Genomic DNA, 22,030 nt, shown 5'->3' with positions numbered 1-22,030 from the left:
CGCTGACCTGGGTCAACGCAGCCGCGCCAGCGACGCTCAACGCGCGCCCGCCAGCGCCTGCCGGCCGCGCCATTCCAGCTGCAGCCACACCCGCGCGTTGTCACGACCGAGACCATCGGCGCGATAGTCGGCCAGCTTGAGCATGGCGTCGAGGCCGGCGATCAGCGGAAGGCTCAGCGATGCGTTCCACTCGCTGCCGTAGCGGCCGCCGCGATCCGCGCGGTAGTCGTGGTAGGCCACCACCCAGGCGAGCTTGCCGGCCAGCCCGCTGCGACCGAACTTGCCGGCGGCGCCGACGTAGCGATCTTCCAGGCCGCCGGCGGGCGTCACGTTGAACTGGTCGTCCCAGCCGTTGAACGCGTGCAGCGTCGCCAGCGGCGTCTGCAACGCATGCCGGCCGTTGCCGCCCAGATGTTCCCAACCCAGCTTCGCGGTGATGCCGCCCTGCGTCCAGGTCGGTTCCAGCAGCCAGTAGTTGTGCGCGAAATGCAGCGGATTGTTGGCGTAGTCGCGCTGCCGCGCCGCCTCCAGCGTCCAGCCCGGGCCGTTGCCATCGCGCAGCGCCTTGCCGCTCCAGCGCGCGCCCCAGGTGGCGCTCGATGCGCTGGCCACGTCGCGGTCCTCGTGCAGGTAGGCGTAGCCGACCCATTGCTGCGCGCCGCGGACCCAGGCGGCGTTGAGCAGGTGCGTGTCCAGAGCGCGCTCGCGCGCCAGCGGATTGAGCGCGTCGCGACCGGCCACCCGATGTACGCGGTCGAGCCAGTCGTAGCGCACCGTCACGCTGTCCAGCGGTTGCCATTGCAGCGCCACCGCGTCGTAGGTCTGCTCGTGCTGGCGCCAGCCGCTGTTGCCGACCCAGCGCTGGTTGTCCAGCAGCAGCCGCTGGCGTCCCAGCGTGGCGCCGAACACGTCGCCTTGCCATGCGAGCCAGGCCTGGTTGAGTTCGCTGCCGTGCGGATCGGTGATCGCCGGATACTGCGTGCGGCCGTTCGCGCCACTGTTGTAATGCTCGTTGGCGGCAGCCACGCCGGCGCCTTCCAGCAGCGCGCTCCAGCCCTCGCCGAAGCTTGCGCGCAGGCCTAATCGCAGGCGCAAGGTGGTCGCGTCCGCGTCTCGACTGAAGGCGTCATCGTCGACCTGTTCGTGGCGCAATCGCGCATCCCATTCCAGTTGCAGCGGCGCGTTCGCTGGCGCCGGTTGCGCGGCCGCATCTGCGGCGGCCCAGGCTGCTGGCGCGGCCAGCGTGGCAGCCAGCATGCAGCTGGCGGTGAGCATTCGGCGGATCGGCTTCATCGTGTTTCCCCATGGTGGATGCGCGCAGTCTGTGCGCCGCCCGGCCGCCGCCGATTGACCGCGGTCAGATCTGCGCCACGAAAGCAGCCGCTGTGACAACACGCCGCGCAGGTCCACACAAAGAAACGCCGCCTTGACGGCGGCGCTCCGCGGAGCAATGGACGCATGGACGTCCAAGCCAAACCTTCAACTCACGGCTTGGCCACCGTCTCGCCGATGGCCTTCACGAACGCCGGATCGAGCCGGCCGATCAGCGTGGTACGCGCCGCGATGCGGCCCTCGGCATCGAGCAGGATCAGCTCGCTGGAATGGTTGAACTCGCCATCGGGCAACTGCCGGTACTGCAACCCCAGCACGCCGGACAACTGCCGCACCTGCGCCGGCTCGGCGCGGGCCAGGGTCCAGATGCGCGGGTCCAGCTTGCGCTTCTCCGCGTAGCTCTTCAGCGTGGCCACGTCGTCCTTCGCCGGGTCGAAGCTCACCGCGAGCAGGTCGATTTTCGCGCGCGTGGCCGGATCGAGCGCGTTGCGGGTCAGGCGCAGGCTGTCGATGATCATCGGGCAGACCATCTGGCACGAGGTGTAGAACATCGTGACCAGCTGCGGCCGGCCGCGACGCGCGGCCAGCATCTGCTGCTGGCCATCCTGCGTGGTCAGTTGCACCGGCAGGTTGTAGACCGAATCGCCGGGCGGCGGCGTGGCGGCTGCGGCATTGCCGCCGAACAGCACGGAGAGCAATGCCAGTACGGGCAGTAGACGTTTCATCACCGCTCCTTCAGTTCGACTTCGCGCAGCGGAAGCCCAGGTTATTGGTGGTGTCGGCGGCCTTCAGCGCGGAGAGCATGGCGATGCGCATCAGCACCGCGTAGTTCTCCTTCTCTTGCATGCTGATCGCGCCGGCGCCGCAGAACTTCAGCAGGTCGGGATCGCCCTGCTGGCGGCTGTCGCTGGCCACCATCAGCGCGTTGAAATCGTCGACCCACTCCCACACCAGGCCATTCATGTCGCGCACGCCGTAGACGTTGGCGACGCCGCCGACGGCGGGCAGCGCGGCGCTCGATGGCCGCGAGTACCAGCCCAGGATGCTTTCGCGCCAGACCGGATCGGTCCGCGCATCGCGACGGGTGGCGTCCGCCGCTGCCGCAAACTCCCACTCGTACCAGCTGGGCAGCCGCGCGCCTTCGCTTTCGCAATATGCCTGGGCGGCGAACCAGCTCACCCGCGTCACCGGCTGGCGCGGCAGTGCCTGCTCACCGAGTTCATTGGCGCCGGCCCACTGGGTGAGGTAGCGCGCGTCGGCGAGGATGCCGGCGACCTTGTCGCGTTGCCATTGCGGGTGCTTCTGCACGAAGGCCAGGAACTCGCCATTGGTGACCAGCTCGGTGCGCAGGCGGAACGGTGCTACCTGTGCCGCGGCCACCTTGCCATCAGCCGGCAGCACGCTGGTAAACGTGCCCCCCGGCAAGGCGACGTATTCCGCCGCCGCTGCCGGGAGTGCCAGCATCAGGCCGAGCCATGCCAGGGCCAGCCACAAGCGCATGCTCAGTGCTCCGGGTCCGTGTGCGGGCCGGCTTCGGCACGCGCCTTGGCCACGTCTTCCTTGCTGTACTGGCCGCCCGGGTTGTCCCAGCTGTTGATCACGTAGGTGAGGATGTTGGCCACCTCGTCGTCATTGAGCTGGCTCATCGGCGGCATCACCGAGTCGTATTCGTGGCCGTTGACGGTGATCTTGCCGGTCAGGCCGTGCGTCACGATCGACATGGCGCGTTTCGGATCGGCAGCCAGGTAATCCGACTTGGCCAGTGGCGGGAACACGTTGGCCAGGCCCTCGCCGTTCGCCTGGTGGCAGACCGAGCAGGTGCCGGTGAACAGCTGCTTGCCCGCGGCGATCTGCTCCTCCCTGGTCAGCGTGCCGGCCGCGTGCGCCTTGGCCGCGGCGGTCACCGCCTTCAGGTTCGGCTCCGAGCGGTCACCCAGGTAGACGTAGTCGACCTCCTTGCCCGAGTAGACCAGCTTGTTCTCCGGCCCGTCGACCTTGAGGATGCCCAGCGCGCCCTTGTTGAATGCGCGGAAGATCGAATGGTCGACCAGCACGTAGCTGCCCGGCACGTCGGTGCGGAACTCCACCATCGCGGCGCCACCCGACGGGATCAGCGTGGTCTGCACGTTGTGCTGCGCCACGGTGCCGCCTTCGGGCTGTACCTTGTCGAAGATCTCGCCGATCACGTGGAAACTCGACACCAGGTTCGGCCCGCCATTGCCCACGAACAGGCGCACCGTCTCGTTGGTCTTGGCGGTCAGCGCGTTGTCGCCGGTGAGCGAACCTTCCTTGCCGTTGAACAGCACGTAGGTCGGGTGCTCGTCGATCGCCTTCTCCATGTCGAACGGCTGCAGGCCCTTCTGGCGGTACTTGCCGGTGGTGTAGAAGTCGCCCTGCATCACGTAGTACTCGTGGTCGACCGGGCTCAAACCTTCCGGCGGCTCGACCAGGATCAAGCCGTACATGCCGTTGGCGATGTGCATGCCGACCGGCGCGGTGGCGCAGTGGTAGACGTAGATGCCCTGGTTCAGCGCCTTGAAGGTGAACTGCGAGGCGTGGCCCGGCGCGGTGAAGCTGGACGCCGCGCCGCCGCCAGGCCCGGTCACGCCGTGCAGGTCGATGTTGTGCGGCATCTTGCTGTCCGGCGCGTTCTTCAGGTGGAACTCCACCGTGTCGCCCTGGCGCACGCGGATGAAGCTGCCCGGCACGGTGCCGCCGAAGGTCCAGAAGGTGTAGCTGACGCCTTCGGAGATCGGCATTTCCTTCTCGATCACTTCCAGCTCGACGATGACCTTCGCCGGGTAGTTGCGGTGGATCGGTGGCGGCACGTGCGGCGGGCTGGTCAGCACCGCATGGATCGGCTCGCCCTGCGGCGGGCCGAAATCGCCGCGCTCGGAGGCCACCGAGGTGCTGGTCACGGGTGGAGTGGTGGCCGCGGCGGACGACGCCGGGGGCTTGTCGGAGCAGGCCGCCAGCGCGAACACGGCGAGGGCGGCGAGGACGGTGGACAGCGGACGCGACATGGGGATCTTCCCGGTGGTTGTGCCTGCGTGAAGCATGCCGGGCAAAACCCGCCGCCATTTGACCGGCGTCAAAAGACTCCCCGAAACCCGCCCGCTGCGTCACCGCGCCACAGCGGTTTCCCGCGAACGCACAGCTGCCCGGCACAACTTTTCTGGTGGGCGTCGGAAACGTTGCGGCACCACGCCGAACATGCGTCACCCGTGATCTTGACTCGACATGCCCACTCCTCCCCTGTCGCCATTCCTGCGAAGGCAGGAATCGCATCTGGACGACAAGGAACACGTCACGCATGGAAGGCCAACGGATAGCATGGCCAGCACATTGTTTCACCGCACGACGGAAGTGCGATTCCTGCCTTCGCAGGAATGACGAGGGGCGGGTTGCCGGAACTGGCAAGTTCCGGAACCTGCGGAAATCACCCCGGCTTGCCGTCCGCCCGCGGGGTCAGGTAGATCCATGCCGAACGCAGCACCCAGGGCAGGAAGGCGAGCAGCCAGCCGTAGGCGGCGATCACCAGCCACAGGTACATGTCGCCACCCAGTTCGGCGCGGATGCGCAGCAAGGCCACCACCTGCAGCAGCACGAAGCACAGCCACGGCACCGCGCCCATCTGCATCGGCCGGCCGGAGTGCCCCTGGGTCACCCGGGTGACCATGGCCACCAGCATCGAGCCGAAGAAGCCGATGCCCAGCGCATGCAGCGGCGCGCGGCCCAGGATGAACTGGCCACTGGTGGCGTAGACCACGTCCTGCACGGCGAACAGCACGAACGCCACCGGCAGCCAGGCGAACGCCAGGTGCAGCACCGCCAGAATGCCGGGATGCATCGCGCGCCACGGCCGCCAGGTCAGCGAGTGCCAGGCGAACACCAGCGCCAGCGGCACGTCGACCATGTACAGCCAGCCCAGCTCCCCGCGCCACGACAACACCAGGTGCGCCAGCAGCAACAGCCACACCACCGGCATGCTCCAGTCCGGGCGCACCACCGCATAGCCCTTGACCATGTTGCCGGTGAAGAACGGCAGCATGCGGTGCATCACCGTGAAATAGATCGGCAGCAGCAGGCCGAAGGTGCCGATCCTGACCGCCAGCAGCGCGCACTCCGCCGGCGCGCCGAACAGGTAAGCGAGGAAGATCGCCAGCCCCAGCGTGCCGAGCGACAGCGCCGCCAGGCACGAGCGCGCGTGCCCCTTGCGCTCGGCCACCGACGCGCGCAGCACGCCGGCCAGCGTCCACACCCCGATCGCGTAACCGAGCAGCATCAGCGCCACGCCCAGCTCCAGCACCCGCGGCAGCGCCAGCAGGCCCACGTGGGCCAGCACGTAGCCGACGAACAGGCAGCCGGCCACCGGCAGGAAGCGCGTGCGCGGCAGGTCGGGGCGACCGAGCCAGCGCGGGAAGGTGGTCATCAGGAAGCCGAACATGAACAGCGGGAACAGGCCGTACTGGATCAGCATGCCGTGCGCGTACAGCGGCGGGATCGACGGTTGCGGCCAGCCGGCCAGGCCGAAGCGTATCGAGGTCAGCTCCACCGCCCACCACGCCATGCTCAACATCACCGCGACGGTGCCGGCAAGGAACAATGGCCGATGCGGTGCAGCCGCCAGCAGCTTGGGGATGTCGGCAAGCGGCGAGGAAGTGGAAGTCTGGTCGGACATGGCGTGATTCCGCGAATGCAAATGACCCGTCATCGTGCCACAGCCGTGCATGCAGTCCTCATGACCTGCATCAGCCGTGCCCGACGCCGTCACTCGCGCTGGAACAACGCCAGCTCCGGCCGATGCAGGCCAAAGCCCTGCACCCGGTTCACGCCCAGCGCGGTCAGCGCCTCCACGGTGGGCGTGTCGGTGACCCATTCGGCGACCACCTCCAGCCCCAGCCGGTGGCCGATGTCGGTGACCGCCTTGACCATCAGGTGGCTGACCGGATCGGTCAGCATGTCGCGCACGAAACTGCCGTCGATCTTGATGATGTCCAGCGGCAGGTTCTTCAAATACGTGAACGAGGACATGCCGGCGCCGAAGTCGTCCAGCGCGATGCGGCAGCCGGCGGCGCGCAGCTGCGCCATGCAGCGCGCCACCGCCGAGAGGCTGCGCGCGGCCACCGTCTCGGTGATCTCGAAGCACACCCGCGAGGGCTCCACGCGGTAGCGGCGCAGCCATTCGATGATGCGCTCGACCAGCGCGGAATCCTCGATGCTGGCGCCGGAAAGATTGATCGCCACCATCTCCATCGCGCCGCCGGCCGGATGCAGCCGGTCGAAATTCGCCAGCGTGGTCTCGATCACCCAGCGGTCGACCAGCGGCATCAGGCCGTAGCGCTCCGCCGCCGGCACGAACACGCCGGGCAGTATCAGTTCGCCTGATTCCTCGCGGAAGCGCAGCAGCATCTCGATGCCCGGCCGGCCACTGCCCGGCGGCAGCGGCCACACCTCCTGGTAGGCCAGCTGCAGGCGGCGCTCGTCGATCGCCCAGCGCAGGCGGTTGGCCCAGTCCATCTCGCTGCGCCGGCGCACGGTCTGGTCGTCGCGCCCGGAGTAGAAATGCGCGCGGTTGCGGCCCATCTCCTTGGCCATGTAGCAGGCCGTGTCGGCCTGGGCCAGCAGGTCGCGCGCCGACACGCCCGAGTGGTCGATGAGCACGCCGCCGATGCTGGCGCTGACCATGTAGCTGGTCTGCTCCCAGATGAACACGTAACCGTCGATGCAGCGACGGATGCGCTCGGCGCTGCGCTCGGCCTCCTCGCGGTCGGCCACGCCGGTCAGCAGCACGCCGAACTCGTCGCCGCCGAGCCGCGCCAGCACGTCGCCCGTGCCCAGCTGCCGGCGCATCACGATCGCCAGCTGGGTAAGCAGCTGGTCGCCGGCGGGGTGGCCGGAGGTGTCGTTGACCAGCTTGAACTGATCCAGGTCCACGTACAGCAGGGCGGCGACCGGCGAGGCGAACGACCCGGCCGCCAGCAGCGCCTGCAGCTGGTGCTCGAACTCGCGGCGGTTGTACAGGTCGGTCAGCACGTCGTGGCTGGCCTGGTAGCTCAGCAACTGGTTGAGCTGGCGCTCCTCGCTGATGTCACTGGCCACCAGCAGCAGCTTGGCGTGGCCGCCCAGCTCCACCCGCGAAACCGCCACGCTGGCCCAGAAGCGCTCGCCGCCGGCGTCCCGCAACTGCGCCTCCATCCGGCCGCAGCCGCTGGTGTCGCGCGCCTGCAGTTGCCGGTGCAGGTCGTCGTCGTCGAACAGTTCGGGCAGGCGCTGATCGATGATGCGGTCGCCGAGGCGATTGCGCGACGCCTGATTGGCGTAGGTGATGCGCCCGCCGTCGGCGTCGGCCAGCATCACCAGCGCCGGCAACAACTCGTTGAGCGCGCGAAAACGCTCCTCGCTCTCGCGGTAGCGCCGGCTCATCTGCCAGCCCAGTTCCAGCGCGCGCTGCCGCGTGTTGACCATGGAGTACACCAGCATGGCCAGCAGCACGCTGGCCAGCACGCCCACCGGCAGCGCCGACTGGCTCCAGTCGAACGCCGTCGGGCGCATCGGGCGCGAGCGCATCACCACGTCCAGCACGCGCCCGCCATAGGCGAGCCGGCGCTCGAAGCGGAAGTCGTCGCCGGTCGCCGCCGCGGGCGCGGAATCGAACATCGGCACTGCGCGCGCCGGGTCGGTGACGTCGTGCAAGGTCAGCCGCAGCTGCCGCCCCACGTCCGGCTGCAGCACGTTGCCAAGCAGCTTGCTGATGCGGAACGACACCGCGATCGAGCCGCGCATGCGCTCGCGGCGCTGCGCCATGGTGCGCGGCGGATCGCCCGGGCTGAACACCGGCAGGCGCATGGTGAACCCGTCCGGTGCGCCGGCGCCGGTCTGCTGTACCGGGCGGAACGGCGCGGACAACGCCACCTCCCCGCTGTCGCGCGACGCCAGCAGGCCGGCCAGGTTGCTCGGTTGCGCCGCAACGTCGAGGCCGACCACGGCCTCGTTGCCCTTGCGCGGCTGCACCCAGCTAGTGATGAAATGCTCGCCCTGCGGGCCGCTCTCGCGCTGCGCGTAGGCCAGCGCCAGCAGGCCGGGGAACTGCACGTGCGGGCGCATGTTGTCGTAGAAGTTGGTGAACTCGGTCTCGGTGACTTCGTCCGAGGAGAGGAACAGCGTCTGCACCGCGCGCAGCAGCGATTCGGACTCGTGCAGGCGGTTCAGCAGGGCCGCATAGGTCTTGCCCGCCATCTCGCCACGCACCAGCGACTGCTCGGTGAGATGCCGCCGCTGCTGTTGCAGGTGGGCCGCGAAGGCCAGCGCCAGGCCCGCCAGCAAGGCGAGCAAGCTCCACCACAGGGCGCTGCGGCGCCAGCCCGAAGCTGCCACAGCCACGGGCTCGAACGCACCTCCGGTCCGGCGATCCGTTCGCGTTGGATGGAGCTCGTGGAGATCCATAAGCTGTGGCAATTCCGCTGCCATGGGGTCCAGTGTGTTCGATGCTACAGGAGCAGAATGCGCGCGCCAGATGAAAAGCGCACGGCCGCAGGGTCCCCGCCCATGTCGACCGGCGGAATCTCCCCCTTCCCGGCTATCGGCCGCGGGGGCGGATGATTGAGCTGTTGCTGGCCGGCCTCACCTTCCCCGCGGCTTGGCCCGATGCGTGGCCTGCGCCGTCCACGGGTCGTCGGGCCAGGGGTGGCGCGGGTAGCGGCCCTTGAGTTCCTTTTTCACCTCGGGGTAGGTGCGTTCCCAGAAGCCGCGCAGGTCCTGGGTGACCTGGATCGGGCGGCCGGCGGGGGAGAGCAGGTGCAGGGTGACGGGGATGCGGCCGCCGCCGACGCGCGGGGTGTCGGCCAGGCCGAACAGTTCCTGCAGTTTCACGGCCAGCACCGGCGAGTCGGCGCCGGCATATTCCAGGCGGCGTGACTGGCCGCTGGGCACCACGACTTGTTCCGGTGCCTGGGCGTCCAGCAGCTGGCGCTGCGAATGGTCGAACAGCGACGCCAGCGCCTGCGACAACTCCTCCGCGCCCAGGGCGTCGAGTCGGTGCTTGCCATGCAGGTACGGCGCCAGCCACTGCTCCAGCGTGACCAGCAGGTTTGCGTCGGACACGTCGGGCACCCCACGCTCGGGCAGCCATGCGCGCAAGGCCTGCATGCGCGCGCGCAGGCGGCGGGCGTGGTCGCTCCACGGCAGCGCGTCCAGGCCGCGCGCGCGGATCGCCGCCAGCATGGCCGGCAAGGCATCGGCCGGGCGCACCGGCACGCTGTGGCGGCTCAGCACGATGGCGCCGAAGCGGCTTTCCTCGAACGCTTCGGCCGCGCCGCGCTGCCCGTTCCAGCGCAGCGTGCGTTCGCGGGTGAAATGCGCGGGGAAGTCGCGCTCCAGCGTGCGCGGGTCCAGCGGCGCGGCGCTGAACACCAGGCTGTCGCGCGACTCCAGCCGCAGGTCGGTCACCACCAGCCAGGGTTCGCCGAGCAGCGCCGTGTGTTCGTGCAGGCGGGCGCCGCGGCCGTTGGCCAGCACGTAGCGGCGCGGATCGTCGCCATCGCGATGGGCGACGCGGTCGGGGAAGGCGTGCGCCAGCAGGTCGCCCACGGCGTGGCTGTCGGGTACGCCGGTGGCCGCGGTTCGGACGTCCAGACGTCTGCGCCAGCCCTTGCTGGCCTGCTCGATCGCGGCCAGCGCGCCGGCGTCGACCTCGCCGCGCGGCGCGCCGCCGCGGCGGTCGCGCCAGGCGTGCAAGGCGGCCACGCGCACGCGCAGATCGTCGTTGCGCGCCTGCGCCCCGCGCAACGGCGAGCGCGCCTCCAGCAGGGCCAGCAGGTCGGCGACCACGGCGCGTTGTTCGTGCGGCGCGCGCAGCGCGGCGGCGGCCAGCCGCGGGCTGGCGCCCAGCTCCAGCATGCGCCGACCCAGCGCGGTGATGCGTGCGTCGCGGTCGAGCGCGTCGAGTGCCTGCAGCAGTTCGCGCGCCTGCGCCAGCGCGCCGGGCGGCGGCGGATCGAGCCAGGCCAGGTCGCCGCCATCCGCCGCCGTGACACCCCAGGCCGCCAGCTCCAGCGCCAGGCCGGACAGCTCCGCCTGTGCGATCTCCGCGCCACGGCTGCGCTCCAGCCGGCGGCTCTGCGGCCACAGCCGATACGCCACGCCCGCCGCGACGCGACCGGCGCGGCCGGCGCGCTGATCGGCCGAGGCCTGCGAGATGGTGACCGTCTCCAGCCGGGTGAAGCCGGAGTGCGGATCGAAGCGCGGCTCCCGCGCCAGGCCGCTGTCGACCACTGCGCGGATGCCGGGCAAGGTGATGCTCGATTCGGCCACGTTGGTGGCCAGCACGATGCGGCGCGTGCCGGGTTCGGCCGGGGCCAGGGCGTATTGCTGCTCGGTGAGGGACAGCTCGCCGTGCAGGGGCACGATGTCGATTTGTTCCCCTCTCCCTCCGGGAGAGGGTGCCCCTTTAGGGGCGGGAGAGGGTACGGGCGGAGCGGGGCACTCGGCTCCGACCGCGCCCTCTCCCCCAACCCCTCCCCCGAAGGGGGAGGGGAGCATTCTCTCCAGCAGCGCCTGCGTTCGCGCGATCTCGCGCCGACCGGGCAGGAAGACCAGCACGTCGCCGTCGGTTTCATCGAGCGCCTGGCGCACGGTGCGGGCGAGATGCTGCTCGGCGCTTTCCTGCGCGCGCGCCGGCGGATGTTCGATGCGTATCGGGAAGCTGCGCCCGGGGCTGGAAAGGCGCGGCGCGTCGAGCCAGCCGGCGATGCGCTCGCCATCCAGCGTGGCCGACATCAGCAGCAGGCGCAGGTCCGGCCGCAAGGTGGCCTGCACGTCGAGCGCGAGCACGGCGCCGAGGTCGCCGGCCAGGTGGCGCTCGTGGAACTCGTCGAAGATGATCGCGCCGATTCCGGCCAGTTCGGGATCGGCCTGGATCAGCCGGGTGAGGATGCCTTCGGTGACCACCTCGACGCGGGTGGCAGCGCTCACCTTCGACTCGAAGCGAATGCGGTAGCCCACCGTCTGCCCGACCGGCTCGCCGAGCTGCGTCGCCATGAACTGCGCGGCGGCGCGCGCGGCGAGACGGCGGGGTTCCAGCATCACGATCCTGCGGCCGGCCAGCCATGGCGCATCGAGCAGGGCCAGCGGCACCTGAGTGGTCTTGCCGGCGCCGGGCGGCGCCTCCAGCACCAGCCGCGGATTTGCCGCGAGCGCGGCGCGGATCTCGGGCAGCAACGGGAGGATCGGGAAATCGGGCGCAGTCATCCGCTGCATGATAAAGGCCCGCCCCACCAGGACAGCCAGGAGCCGCTCGCGAGCGATGCTCCCGCGTCGGGATTCGGGATTCGCGAGAGCAGGGGTACTGCCCGCGAGCTGGCCTCAAGCGTGGCTTCAGGTGGCCGATGTACTGATTGGGCTAACCGCTCATGGGTCGCCACACGTTTTCATGGAACCAGGAGTATCCCGATTGTTCACCATGCCACCATCCAGCAAGGGGCGGCGCCTTCGCTTCCTGCGTTGCCTGTTTGGGGGCCTTTGGGTTTTCGCAGCCGCCGCCTGGGCCGCGCCCCCGGCGCCTGATGTCGCGCCTCCGTCCGCACGCCCGATCGGCATGCCGCTGCTGAAGAACTTCAATCCCGAGGACTACGGCGGCTACCCGCAGAACTGGGCCGTGGTGCAGGACGCACGGGGAATCATCTACGTCGGGAATGGCGACGATGGCGTCATGGAGTTCGATGGCACCCACTGGCGGCACATCGCGGTTCCCCGCCAGAGCACGGTGCGTTCACTGGCCACCGATGCGCGGGGGCGCGTCTACGTCGGCTGCGTCGGCGATTTCGGATATCTCGCGCCGGATGCCGCAGGTCGCATGCACTACGTGTCGCTGCTCGACCGGATACCGCCAGCGGATCGCGATTTCGCCGACGTGTGGAACGTCCTGCCTGGCGACGATGGAATCTACTTTGCAACCAGCAGCCGGCTGTTCCATCTGGCATCCGGCAAGGTACGGGTGTGGAAGGCACAAACCCAGTTCCACCTCGCCTACTACCTGGATCATCAGTTGTACATCCAGCAAATGGACCAGGGGCTGGAGAAGCTGGTGGCCGGTCGGCTGGAACGGGTCGAGGGCGGCGCGCGATTCGCGACCGACAGGATCTACGCCATGGTTCCCTGGGACGAGGCGGGGAAACCCGCGTCCATCCTGATCGGAAGCCGGCAGGCCGGATGGTTGATCTTCGACGGGCATGCCTACCATCCCTGGTCCCCGCGGAGCGCCGAAGCGCTCAAAGCCGATCAGATCTACGGCGCGCAGTGGCTTGCCGACGGCCGGCTCGCCGTTGCCACGCTGCAGGGTGGCGTGATGCTGCTCGACCGCCAGGGCGACGAAGTGGGCCGTGTCGGCATGGCAGAAGGCCTCATCGGCGACACCGTCTACGGCATGACCCAGGATCGCGACGCCGGGCTCTGGCTCGCGCTGGACAATGGCCTGGCGCGGGTCGAAGTGGGTTCGCCGCTGACCCGTTTCACCCGCATGAGCGGCCTGGACGGTTCGGTCATGGCGATCCACCGCCATGGACGCACCTTGTACGCAGGCACGGCCAAGGGTCTGTTCCGACTCGACGAGACGAAGGCCCGGTTCACTCGGGTTGCGGGCATCCATGGCCAGGTCTGGGACATGCTGGACATGGATGGGTCCTTGCTGGTTGCCAGCGCGCAAGGTCTTTTCGAGGTCGATGGGAACCGTGCGGCGCGGCAACTCTCGCGAGAGTTTTCCTTCACCCTGGCGCGCGTTGCCCCGCACGATGACCGTTTGCTGGCAGGCCAGCGTGACGGTTTGCTGTCGATGCGGTTTGCATCGGGCAGGCTGGTCGACGAGGGCAAGGTCGTGGCGGGCGAAATCCATTCGCTGCTCGCGGACGCCGCCGGCACCTTGTGGATCGGCTTCATGGATGAAGGTGCGGCAAGGCTTGATCTCTCCGGACAGGCGCGGCCAGCAACATCACCCCGGATGGAAAGGCTCCAGCCGAGTGTGACCCATCCGGAGGAACCTCGCTTCGTCACTCTTGGCCTTATCAACGGCGACATCCGATTCGGTACGGCCTCAGGCATTCAAGAACTCGACGCGAGCGGGCGCGCGCTGGTGCCGGACGAACGCTTCTCCGGGTTGTTCGGGTCCGGCACCCGGCAAGTCTGGAAGTTCGAGCAGGATGCGTTCGGCAGCGTGTGGATGTACACGGTCGACCCTGCTCGCCACCTCAAGGCGCTGGGTGTCGCCGTGGCCGACGCCCAAGGCCGCTATCACTGGCAGGAGCGCCCCTTGCAGGCGTTGTCGGGAAAGACGGTGTTCGCCCTGACGTCGGAACCGGATGGCGTGATCTGGGTGGGCACGAACGACGGTCTCTATCGCCACGATCCCCACAGGCAAAAAGACTACGCGACACCTGCCGCGACGCTGCTGCGGAACGTCGCCACGCACGGCGGGAAACTGCTCTGGGGCGGGGCCGGCAGGGTTGCCCCCGCCGAGCTGGATTGGCGCGAGAACAGCTTGCGCTTCGACTACGCGCAACCCGACTTCGAAATGGGTGCTGCCGAGCGCTACCAGGTCATGCTCGAGGGCATGGATAACACTTGGTCGGCGTGGACCAACGAAACTTACCGCGACTACACCAACCTGCCCGAGGGCTCCTATCGTTTCCGCGTTCGCGCGCGCGACGCCTATGGCGGTCTCGGCAGCGAGGCAAACTTCAGCTTTCGCGTGTTGCCGCCCTGGTATCGCAGCTGGTGGGCTTACCTGACGTGGTGCGCCCTGCTATTGCTTGTCGCCAAGGGGGCCATGCGCTGGCGTCTGCGCACGCTGCGTCGACGAAACCAGGCGCTCACAAAGCTGGTGGAGGAACGTACCGAAGCGCTGGAGTGCGCCAACTCCGCGCTGGTCGATCAGACGATTACGGATGCACTGACCGGACTCAGAAACCGGCGTTACGTCATCGACCATGTCGACAAGGACATCGCCACGGTTCAGCGCAACTACCGGAACCTCGCCCTGGGCTATGCCGATCACGCCGACGCCAACATCAATCTGCTGTTCCTGATGATGGATCTTGACCACTTCAAGGAGGTCAACGATCGCTACGGGCACGCTGCCGGCGACCGCGTCCTGGCGCAGCTGCGGGACATTCTTGTCGCGGCGACGCGCGAGACGGACACCCCGGTACGCTGGGGCGGCGAGGAGTTCCTCATCGTCGCGCGCTTCGCCAACAATGCCTTCGGCCCCGTCGTTGCCGACCGGATCCGCACCATGGTTGCCGATCATCCCTTCGACCTCGGCAACGGCTTGACGATACACCGCACATGTTCGGTCGGCTTTGCCTCGTACCCGGTGTTTGCCGCATCGAAGCACAACTTTGGCTGGGAGGACGTGGTCAACCTGGCCGATCAGTGCCTGTATCGGGCCAAACGCGATGGCCGCAACCGCTGGGTCGGGGTTGTCCCGACGGATGCGGCCTTGGCCACCGACCCAGGGGAAATCACGGTGGATCTGGACGTGCTGGTCGCCAAAGGCTACCTGTCCGTCCTGTCGCTCGATGACGTGGCCGCCCCAGGCTGATTCAACGGCGCGGCCCCCGCCAGGGGCGTTCGGCGATGTCCGCAGCAGGCGGGGGATTTTTTCACACGCTCTCAGGGCGACGGCTGGCGGCAGGCTTGCTGGCTCTGGCGTGCGGTCTGCGCACCGGCGGCATCCTGGTTGTGCTGGCGCACCTGGGCGATCACCTGCCAGTTGCGCTCGCACAGGCTGCCCTGGCGCGTGCCCTGCTGCCACGACTGCATCGCGAGGCGCTCCGCGTTCGCGTAGTCGGCCTTGCCCAGCGCAAGCTCGGCATGTTGCTGCAACTGCTCGGGCCAGCTCGGCGCGGGTGCGGCAGCCACCGGCGTCACGCTCGCGGCGCTCGCCTCGCCGCCCTGGCGCAGCGGCGCCAGCGACTCGAACTTCTCCTGGTACTCGTCGGTGACCTGCTTGGCCTCGTCGCTGTTGCGGATGATGCGCGGGGTGATCAGCACGATCAGTTCGGTGCGGTCGCGGTTGCGGTTGGTGTTGCCGAACAACCGGCCGATGACGGGGATGCGGTTGAGGCCGGGGATGCCGGTGTTGGTGACGCCCTCGTCCTGCTGGATCAGGCCGCCGAGCAGCACGGTCTGGCCGCTCTGCACCGCGACCTGGGTGGACAGCGCGCGCTGCGAGATCGACGGGTTGCCGTTGACCAATTGCTGCGAGGAATCGCGCTGGCTGACCTGCTGGCTGACGTCCATGTAGACCAGGCCGCCGGGATTGATCCGCGGGCGAACCTTGAGGATGACGCCGGTGTTGAGATAGTCCACCGAGTTGTAGCTGGTGCCCGTGCCGATACCGGTGTTGACCGTGGTCTGGTTGATCGGAATGCTGTCGCCCACCTGGATCGCGCCGACCTGGTTGTTCATCACCACCATCGAGGGCGCCGACAGCGTCTTGGTGTTGCCGCTGGTCTCCATCGCGCGCACGGCGACCTGCATGTTGGAGTTGAGGAAGGAGTAGAAGAACGGCTGGCCGCCGTACGCCGGCCCGCCCACTCCCAGCGCGCCGTACTGGCTGGCGGTGGTGGAGCCGGGGATGAAGTTGCCGTTGTTGTCGACGGTGCTGCCGACGAAACCCTTCAGGTACCACTGCACGCCGAACTGGAACGCGCCGGTGAGCCTGACTTCCAGGATGCGCGTCTCGATCTGCACCTGCAGCGGCACGTTGTCGAGCTTGTCGATCGCGCGCTTGATCTCCTCCCACTGCGAGGGGCGGGCGCGGATCAGCAACTGGTTGTTGCTGTCCACCGAGCTGATCCGCACGCTGCCGTCGCTGGAGGCGTATTGCTGGCTGGTTTCCGCGTTGCCGCCGCTGTTGCCGAAGCTGGTCGCCATGCCGCCGGACATCGCGCCCGGCTGGCCGTTGCCGCTGCCGTCGCGACTCTCGCCGCCGCTGTTGAAGCCGCCGCTGCCGGCGCCGTTCATCGCGCCGCCGCCGACCGCGCCGGTGCCGGTGTTGCCGAAGCTGCCGGCGGTGCTGCCCAGCGGGTTGGCGTTGACGTTGTCGGCGCTGCCCAGCGTGCCGCTGCTCAGGCCCGGCCCGACCTGGCCGCCGTTGTCGCCGCCGCTGCCGGCGCCGTTGGTGTAGATCTGCGCCAGGTAACGGGCCAGGTCGGAGGCCTTGAGATTGCGCACGTCGTAGACGAACAGCTGCGGCTGGTTGCCGCCGCCGGCGTCGATCTTGGCGACCCACTCGCCCACCTCGCGCAGGTAGTCGGGCTGGGTGCTGATGACCACCAGTGCATTGGTGCGCTCGATCGGGATGAAGCGCAGCATGCCGGCCAGCGGCGTGCTGCCGTGTTCACCGAACAACGCATCCAGCTTGGGCATCAGCTCGGCGACGCGGGCGTACTGCAGGTTGAACACGCCCACCGAGGTGCCGCGCAACCAGTCCACGTCGAAGGTGCGGATCATGCGCTCGTCGTCGGCCAGCTCCTGCGGCGTGCCGGCCAGCACGATCAGGTTGCGCGAGGGATCGACCAGCAGCACCGCATCCTTGCGCACGAACGGCTTGACCAGCTTCTGCATCTCGGTGGCGGAGATGTAGCGCAGCGGGAACAGCCGCGCCTGCAGGCCGCCGCCGGGCGCGGCCGCGCCGAGGCTGGGCACCAGGTTGCCGGCGACGGCATCCTTCTCCGGCAACACCACGTAACCGCCCGCGCGCTTGACCAGCGCGTTGTGGGTCCAGCCCAGCAGGGTTTCCAGGATCGGCAGCGCCTGCTCCTGCTCGACCGGCTCGGCGGTGGAGAAGGAGATGTTGCCCTCCACGCCCGGCACGATGGTGTAGTTCTGCTTGAGCAGGTCGCCGAGGATCGCCTTGACCACCGCCTGCACCGGCTGGTTCTCGAAGTTGAAGGTGACCGCATCCTTGCCGGTGGCGCTCTTGCGCGGCGTGACCAGCGCGGAGGGCCGCACGAACTGCCCGCTGCCGGCGCTGATGGTGGCCGCCGGCGGCGCGGCGGTGGGCGCGGCCAGGTCGCGGTTGAGCGGCAGCGGCGCGGGCACCGGGGCGTGCGTGCCGGCCATCGCTTCGCGTTGCAGCGCACCGTCGTCGCGCGGCTGCGGGAGGCTGGCGCAGCCGGCGAGTGCGACCACGGCGGCCAGGATGGCGGTGCGCGCGGTGCGCATGAGGAATCGGCGAGGCATGGGTTCAGTGCTCTCCTTCGTGGGACGCGGCAGCGCGTTCCGCACGACGTTTTTCGATGGTGCGACGCAGTTGTTCCAGCGTCGACCGGGATGGGCTGTTCGAGGCGGCCGGCGCCATGGACGAGCGGGCGGGCCCGGGACCGGATTCGAAGTGCGGTCGCGCCGAGGCATCGGGCTGCGGGTGCAGCATCGAGGCGCCCGCCGCCGGCGGTCGGTCGCGATCCGGTGCGGCGTCGCCGCGAACCTGGTCGATCGGCGCGCCGGCCGGCAGTTTCAGTTCGGTGCGGCCGGCGGCCGAATCGAACACCGCCGAACGCTGTTGCACCTCGACCAGGGTCACGCTGCCGTCGGGCAGGCTCTCGCCCTGGCGCAGGCGGATCTCGTGGTTGCCGTTCTTGTCGTGCAGCAGCGCCATGCGCAGGCTGGGGGTGATGATGATGCCGGTCAGCTCCAGGTCGCCCAGGTTGCTGCCGCCCTCGCTGGCGTGCGCCACCGGCTTGCGGTCGGGATTGAACAGCGGCTTGCTCCACACCACGCTGAACTGCTGCAGCGGCACGGCTTGCGGCAGGTCGGCGCTGCCGGCCGGCGGCAGCGGCGACAGCGTGCGCGGCGCCGTCCAGCGAATGGCGCGGCCGACCCCGCCGAGCAGCATCAGCAGCAGCACGCCCAGCAGCACGGCCACGCCGGCCAGCACGGGAGTGAGTCGACGTTGCTGGGCGGCGTTCATGGCGCGGCTCCGGCATCGGCATCGGCGGGCATCGGCGCGCCGGCCGAGGGGCGCACGTAACCGGAGAGCGTGAACTGCACTTCCAGCGGCGCGCCCTGCTCGCGCTGTGCGGCGACTGGGTTGCGATAGATGCTGAGGTCGTCGACGAACAGGTACGGCCGGCCCTGCTCCAGCGCCTGCAGCACCGCCGCCAGCGGTTCGATGTCGCAACTCAGGCTGATGCTGACGGCGGCCTTGCGATACGGCTCGCCGGCCGACGTCGGCGGCGTCGGCAACGGCATCTTCTGGCTCACCACGCAGCGCCCGCGCCCGGTGTTGCGGCCGACCACGTCCACCACCTGCTGCATCAGGTCGGCGGCGGCATTGTTCGGATCGCTGGCGGCGAGGAACGCGTCGCTGGCGGCCTGGCCCGCGCCCATCTCGTCCAGCCGGCGCTGCAGCGCCGGCTTCTCCGCGATCGCGGCGGCGTAGCGGCTGTGCGTGTCGCGCAGGTGCGCCATCTCCTCGTGGATCTGCCGCAGCGGCGCGACGAACCACCAGTGCAGCAGCACCAGGTAAGCCAGCGCGACCGCCAGCAGCAGCAGCGCCACCGCAACGATGCGGCGTTCGCGCGGCGCGAGGGTCGGGCGCGTCATGGCGTGTCCCCGCCGTCGGCGGTCGGCGCGGGCCTGGCCGCGGCGGCCTGCTTGATGCGCGCGGTGAGGTAGAAGCGCTCCTTGCCGGTGGCGGCGTCGGGCTGGATGCTGCCCTGGAAACCGGCATCGGTGATCACGCCGGAATCCTTCAAGGCATCGAGCAGCTTGGCCGCCTGCTGACTCTGTCCCTGCATGCCGATCTGGCCGGTGGCATCGACACTCAGGCGCTCCAGCCAGGTGCCGTCGGGCAGGCGCGCGGTGGCATCGCGCAGCAACTCCAGCATGCCGACGGCGTTCTTCTTGCGCTGGGCAAGGAAACCGGCGGCGCCGGCGTTGTCCTGCAGTTGCTGGCGCAACGAGGCGACCTGCGCCGCCTCGCCGCGCATCGCGGCGACCTGGTCCTGCATGGTGGCCAGCGCGACCTCGCGGTTGTGCCGCCATTCCAGGCCGGCCAGCAGCAACAGCAACACCACGCCCGCAGCCAGGATCAGGTTGAGCCGTCGCCGCGGATGCGCGCGGCGCGGGCGCTGCTCCGGCGGCAACAGGTTCACGCCGAGGCGGCCGTCGGCCGCGGCCACGTCCACCGCATCGACCGCGATGCCCTGCGTGCGCAGGCGCGCGAGCAGCGGATCGACGCCGGCGCGGGCCGCCGCGACCAGTTCCACCTGGCAGCGCCCGGCGGCCGTCGCGTTCAGTTCGCGCACGGCGTAATACACCTGCGCCACGCCGAACGGGGTCTGCCGATCCATCTCGAAACCGACCACCTGGTGCAGGTTGTCGCGCGCGGCCAGCGGCAACGACAGGCTGCGGCGCAGCACCTGGGCGGACGGCAGCAGCAGGGCGACGCGCAGATCCTCGCGATCGACCTGTGCCAGCGCCGCGCCGAAGCTGCGCCCGGGCAGGTCCTCGACCGCCTCGTTCCACTGCGCCAGCACCTCGGCATGGCCACGCCGGCGCAACGACCAGGTCTCGCCCTCGACCTGCAGCAGGTACCAGTCCGCGCCGCTGCCGAACCAGCTGCGCCAGCGCGGCGGCAGCAGCGCGCGCAGTTCGCCGCCCCACCAGGCAAGAAAGCCCGGCAGCGGCGAGGCGCGCCACTGGCGGCGAACGCGCTCCCAACCCGGCTGCAGCGACGGCATCGCCGTACTCATTCGGACTTTCCCTCCTGCCAGCGCAACACGGCGTAAGGCTTCTCGCCAGCCTGCCCCGGCTGCATGCGGATCGTCGCGCGCAACACCGCGCTCGTCCCGTCGGCCAGGGTGGCGACGGACTCGATACTATGCGTGGTTCCGTTGTTGAGAGCCAGACTCGGATCGCTGGCGTTTTTCGCCCGGGTGGCGCGGATCGCGGCCAGTTGCTGCGGAGTCATCCCGGGAATCGCCTCCAGCGCCAGCGGCGGCGCGGTGTTCGGGTTGGGGCTGGGGCTGCCGGACCAGATCGTCAGCACCGGCGCCAGCTGGCGGTACAGCGCCGGCGTCATGCCCAGCACCAGTTGCAGCTCCTCCACGGTGACGAACGGGCCGTGGCGCGGGCCGTAGTCGCGACCGGCGGCGGCATAGGCGGCGCGCTGGCTGTCCACTTCACCGGCGAGGCTGGGCGGGCTGCGCCAGTCGACGATGTGGCGGACCAGTTCGCCGGCCTCGCGCGGCCGCAAGCCGGCGGCATGCAGCAGGCCCTGCAGCACCTCCGGCGTGGCGCTGTTGAGATCGACCTTGCCGTCCTCGTCGATCGCACGCACCACCACGCTGGCGTGGTCGTAGGTGAACGGGTAAGGCCGCCCGTCGCCGATCCAGCGCTGCTTGATGCGCGGGTCCTGCAAGCCGTAGATCGCGCGCATCAGACCGGCCTCCGCGGCGTAGTGCGCCTGCGTGCCGGCGAACTGGTAGCGCGCCTGCAAGCCCTCGGTGCGTGCCAGCGCGGCGTAACCGCCGAGCAGGATCGCCAGCAAGGTGCACGCCCACAGCACCAGCAGCAGGGCGACCCCGCGCTGGCTGGACGCATTCGCGAGACGGCCGCTCATGGCGGGGTACGTCGCAGTACGTGGATGCGCAACGGCCCGCCGGTGTCGAGCGGTTCGATGCGCAGCGGGATGTCCAGCCGCGGCCAGCTGGCGCGGCCCTGCGGCTGCAGCTCGATGCGCACCACTTGCGGCAGCGAGCGGTCGGCCGTCCACTCGCCTGCCCACGGCAAGGCGCTGCCGTCGGCATCGGTACCCAGGTAGTGGAAGCCGCCTGCGCGAATGTGGTCGAACAGCACCTGCGGCTCACCCAGCGCCTGCGGCGGGCCGCCATCGGGCGGCAGCAGGGCCAGGCGCAGCTCCAGGCGCAGGCCGCCGGCGCCGTCGTCGACCAGTTGCAACTGCTGCAATTGCGGCCCGAGCTTGCCGAGGTAGCCCGGCAGCGGCGCGACATAACGCATCTCGTGCGCGTCGCCCTGGAAATAGACCGGCTCGCCACGATCGGTGCGGCTGATCGGCGCAGCCAGGCTTTGCGCCAGTTCGCGACGCAGGAACTGTTGTGCCGCGCGCAGCTGGTCCATCCGCTCGATCGCGGCGGTGCCCGAGCGCACGCTGCGACTGGCGCTGGCGATGCCCGAGTACACGCCCAGCAGCAGCAGCGCCAGCAGCACCAGCGCGGCGAGAATTTCCAGCAGGGTGAAGCCGGCGGCGCGCTTCTTCATGGCTGCGCCTGCGCCGGCTCCGCCGCGGCCAGCCGCAGGGTGCGGAAATGGGCCACCTGCGGATGGACCGCCGGACCCCAGCTGACTTCCAGATCGAGCTGATAGAGCTGCAGCGGTGCCTGCGCCGGCGTCGAGCCCGGACGCCACGGCGCCACGTTCAACTGCCAGCGAAAGCGCTGGTCGAACCGCCCGGACGTGCTGCCCGGCCGCACCGGCTCGTTGGTGAACGCCGTGTCGAGCAGGCTGCGCGCCCACAACGCCGCCTCGCTGTGGTCGGCGGCATTCTCGCTCAGGCGAATCGAGCCGCCCGCCACCCGCATCAACACGGTGAACGCGATCGCCAGCAGGGCGATCGCGGCGATCACCTCCAGCAGGGTAAAGGCGCGCTGCGCGCGCCGGAAATGGGGAATCCCGCAAG

Annotated in this window: 15 protein-coding genes; 1 reads left to right on the top strand and 14 read right to left on the bottom strand. The window is 69.5% G+C overall.

Annotated elements, in window-relative coordinates:
* Positions 1-36: 36 nt before the first annotated feature.
* From ACVCMB_RS15110 to hrpB, 7 genes are all read right to left on the bottom strand, one after another.
* Positions 37-1,293, bottom strand: coding sequence for an alginate export family protein (locus ACVCMB_RS15110; protein ID WP_447105560.1), 1,257 nt, complete (start codon positions 1,291-1,293; stop codon positions 37-39).
* A gap of 191 nt (positions 1,294-1,484) precedes the next feature.
* A complete protein-coding gene (locus tag ACVCMB_RS15105; RefSeq protein ID WP_447105559.1) occupies positions 1,485-2,057 on the bottom strand; it encodes an SCO family protein in 573 nt (190 codons plus the stop codon).
* A 10-nt stretch (positions 2,058-2,067) separates the two neighbouring features.
* The gene (locus ACVCMB_RS15100; protein ID WP_447105558.1) at positions 2,068-2,832 is read right to left on the bottom strand and encodes a formylglycine-generating enzyme family protein; all 765 of its coding nucleotides are present in this window, start codon (positions 2,830-2,832) and stop codon (positions 2,068-2,070) included.
* 2 nt (positions 2,833-2,834) lie between these two features.
* The gene (gene nirK / locus ACVCMB_RS15095) at positions 2,835-4,355 is read right to left on the bottom strand and encodes a copper-containing nitrite reductase (protein ID WP_447105557.1); all 1,521 of its coding nucleotides are present in this window, start codon (positions 4,353-4,355) and stop codon (positions 2,835-2,837) included.
* A gap of 416 nt (positions 4,356-4,771) precedes the next feature.
* Positions 4,772-6,013: an NnrS family protein gene (locus tag ACVCMB_RS15090; protein ID WP_447105556.1), complete on the bottom strand. Its 1,242-nt coding sequence runs from the start codon at positions 6,011-6,013 to the stop codon at positions 4,772-4,774.
* Positions 6,014-6,102: 89 nt separating this feature from the next.
* A complete protein-coding gene (locus ACVCMB_RS15085) occupies positions 6,103-8,715 on the bottom strand; it encodes a bifunctional diguanylate cyclase/phosphodiesterase (RefSeq protein WP_447105555.1) in 2,613 nt (870 codons plus the stop codon).
* 240 nt (positions 8,716-8,955) lie between these two features.
* Complete coding sequence (gene hrpB / locus ACVCMB_RS15080; RefSeq protein WP_447107181.1) at positions 8,956-11,580, bottom strand: ATP-dependent helicase HrpB; 2,625 nt, start codon at positions 11,578-11,580, stop codon at positions 8,956-8,958.
* A 346-nt stretch (positions 11,581-11,926) separates the two neighbouring features.
* Between hrpB and ACVCMB_RS15075 the strand changes: the two genes are divergently transcribed.
* A complete protein-coding gene (locus ACVCMB_RS15075; protein ID WP_447105554.1) occupies positions 11,927-14,923 on the top strand; it encodes a diguanylate cyclase in 2,997 nt (998 codons plus the stop codon).
* Between the two features lie 71 nt (positions 14,924-14,994).
* Here the strand turns inward: ACVCMB_RS15075 and gspD are convergent, their stop codons facing one another.
* From gspD to ACVCMB_RS15040, 7 genes are read right to left on the bottom strand one after another with little or no spacing between them, the layout of a single operon-like run.
* Positions 14,995-17,571, bottom strand: a complete 2,577-nt coding sequence (gene gspD, locus ACVCMB_RS15070) for a type II secretion system secretin GspD (protein ID WP_447097242.1) — start codon at positions 17,569-17,571, stop codon at positions 14,995-14,997.
* Between the two features lie 4 nt (positions 17,572-17,575).
* Positions 17,576-18,298 (bottom strand): hypothetical protein, encoded by a 723-nt coding sequence (locus ACVCMB_RS15065; protein ID WP_395116344.1) that lies wholly within the window; start codon positions 18,296-18,298, stop codon positions 17,576-17,578.
* Entirely contained in the window at positions 18,295-18,933 is a 639-nt protein-coding gene (gene gspM, locus ACVCMB_RS15060) for a type II secretion system protein GspM (protein ID WP_447097243.1), read from the bottom strand. The genes ACVCMB_RS15065 and gspM overlap by 4 nt, the downstream gene beginning before the upstream one ends.
* Positions 18,930-20,084, bottom strand: a complete 1,155-nt coding sequence (locus ACVCMB_RS15055; RefSeq protein WP_395116340.1) for a type II secretion system protein GspL — start codon at positions 20,082-20,084, stop codon at positions 18,930-18,932. Before ACVCMB_RS15055 ends, gspM begins: the two co-directional genes overlap by 4 nt.
* Positions 20,081-20,953: a type II secretion system minor pseudopilin gene (locus tag ACVCMB_RS15050; RefSeq protein WP_395116338.1), complete on the bottom strand. Its 873-nt coding sequence runs from the start codon at positions 20,951-20,953 to the stop codon at positions 20,081-20,083. The genes ACVCMB_RS15055 and ACVCMB_RS15050 overlap by 4 nt, the downstream gene beginning before the upstream one ends.
* Entirely contained in the window at positions 20,950-21,612 is a 663-nt protein-coding gene (locus ACVCMB_RS15045) for a prepilin-type N-terminal cleavage/methylation domain-containing protein (protein ID WP_447105553.1), read from the bottom strand. Before ACVCMB_RS15045 ends, ACVCMB_RS15050 begins: the two co-directional genes overlap by 4 nt.
* Positions 21,609-22,022, bottom strand: coding sequence for a prepilin-type N-terminal cleavage/methylation domain-containing protein (locus tag ACVCMB_RS15040; RefSeq protein WP_447110598.1), 414 nt, complete (start codon positions 22,020-22,022; stop codon positions 21,609-21,611). Before ACVCMB_RS15040 ends, ACVCMB_RS15045 begins: the two co-directional genes overlap by 4 nt.
* Between the last annotated feature and the right edge of the window lie 8 nt (positions 22,023-22,030).

The sequence above is a fragment of the Rhodanobacter sp. UC4443_H10 genome, assembly GCF_052978325.1.
The sequence above is the reverse complement of the archived record's forward strand: the minus strand, read 5'-3'. Positions and strand labels throughout refer to the sequence as shown.

Coding starts and splice junctions, on each gene's coding strand:
- ACVCMB_RS15075 (WP_447105554.1), top strand. CDS start 11,927: ATGCCGCTGCTGAAGAACTTCAATCCCGAGGACTACGGCGGCTACCCG.
- ACVCMB_RS15100 (WP_447105558.1), bottom strand. CDS start 2,832: ATGCGCTTGTGGCTGGCCCTGGCATGGCTCGGCCTGATGCTGGCACTC.
- ACVCMB_RS15090 (WP_447105556.1), bottom strand. CDS start 6,013: ATGTCCGACCAGACTTCCACTTCCTCGCCGCTTGCCGACATCCCCAAG.
- hrpB (WP_447107181.1), bottom strand. CDS start 11,580: ATGACTGCGCCCGATTTCCCGATCCTCCCGTTGCTGCCCGAGATCCGC.
- nirK (WP_447105557.1), bottom strand. CDS start 4,355: ATGTCGCGTCCGCTGTCCACCGTCCTCGCCGCCCTCGCCGTGTTCGCG.
- ACVCMB_RS15065 (WP_395116344.1), bottom strand. CDS start 18,298: ATGAACGCCGCCCAGCAACGTCGACTCACTCCCGTGCTGGCCGGCGTG.
- gspM (WP_447097243.1), bottom strand. CDS start 18,933: ATGACGCGCCCGACCCTCGCGCCGCGCGAACGCCGCATCGTTGCGGTG.
- ACVCMB_RS15110 (WP_447105560.1), bottom strand. CDS start 1,293: ATGAAGCCGATCCGCCGAATGCTCACCGCCAGCTGCATGCTGGCTGCC.
- ACVCMB_RS15045 (WP_447105553.1), bottom strand. CDS start 21,612: ATGAAGAAGCGCGCCGCCGGCTTCACCCTGCTGGAAATTCTCGCCGCG.
- ACVCMB_RS15055 (WP_395116340.1), bottom strand. CDS start 20,084: ATGAGTACGGCGATGCCGTCGCTGCAGCCGGGTTGGGAGCGCGTTCGC.
- ACVCMB_RS15050 (WP_395116338.1), bottom strand. CDS start 20,953: ATGAGCGGCCGTCTCGCGAATGCGTCCAGCCAGCGCGGGGTCGCCCTG.
- ACVCMB_RS15105 (WP_447105559.1), bottom strand. CDS start 2,057: ATGAAACGTCTACTGCCCGTACTGGCATTGCTCTCCGTGCTGTTCGGC.
- gspD (WP_447097242.1), bottom strand. CDS start 17,571: ATGCCTCGCCGATTCCTCATGCGCACCGCGCGCACCGCCATCCTGGCC.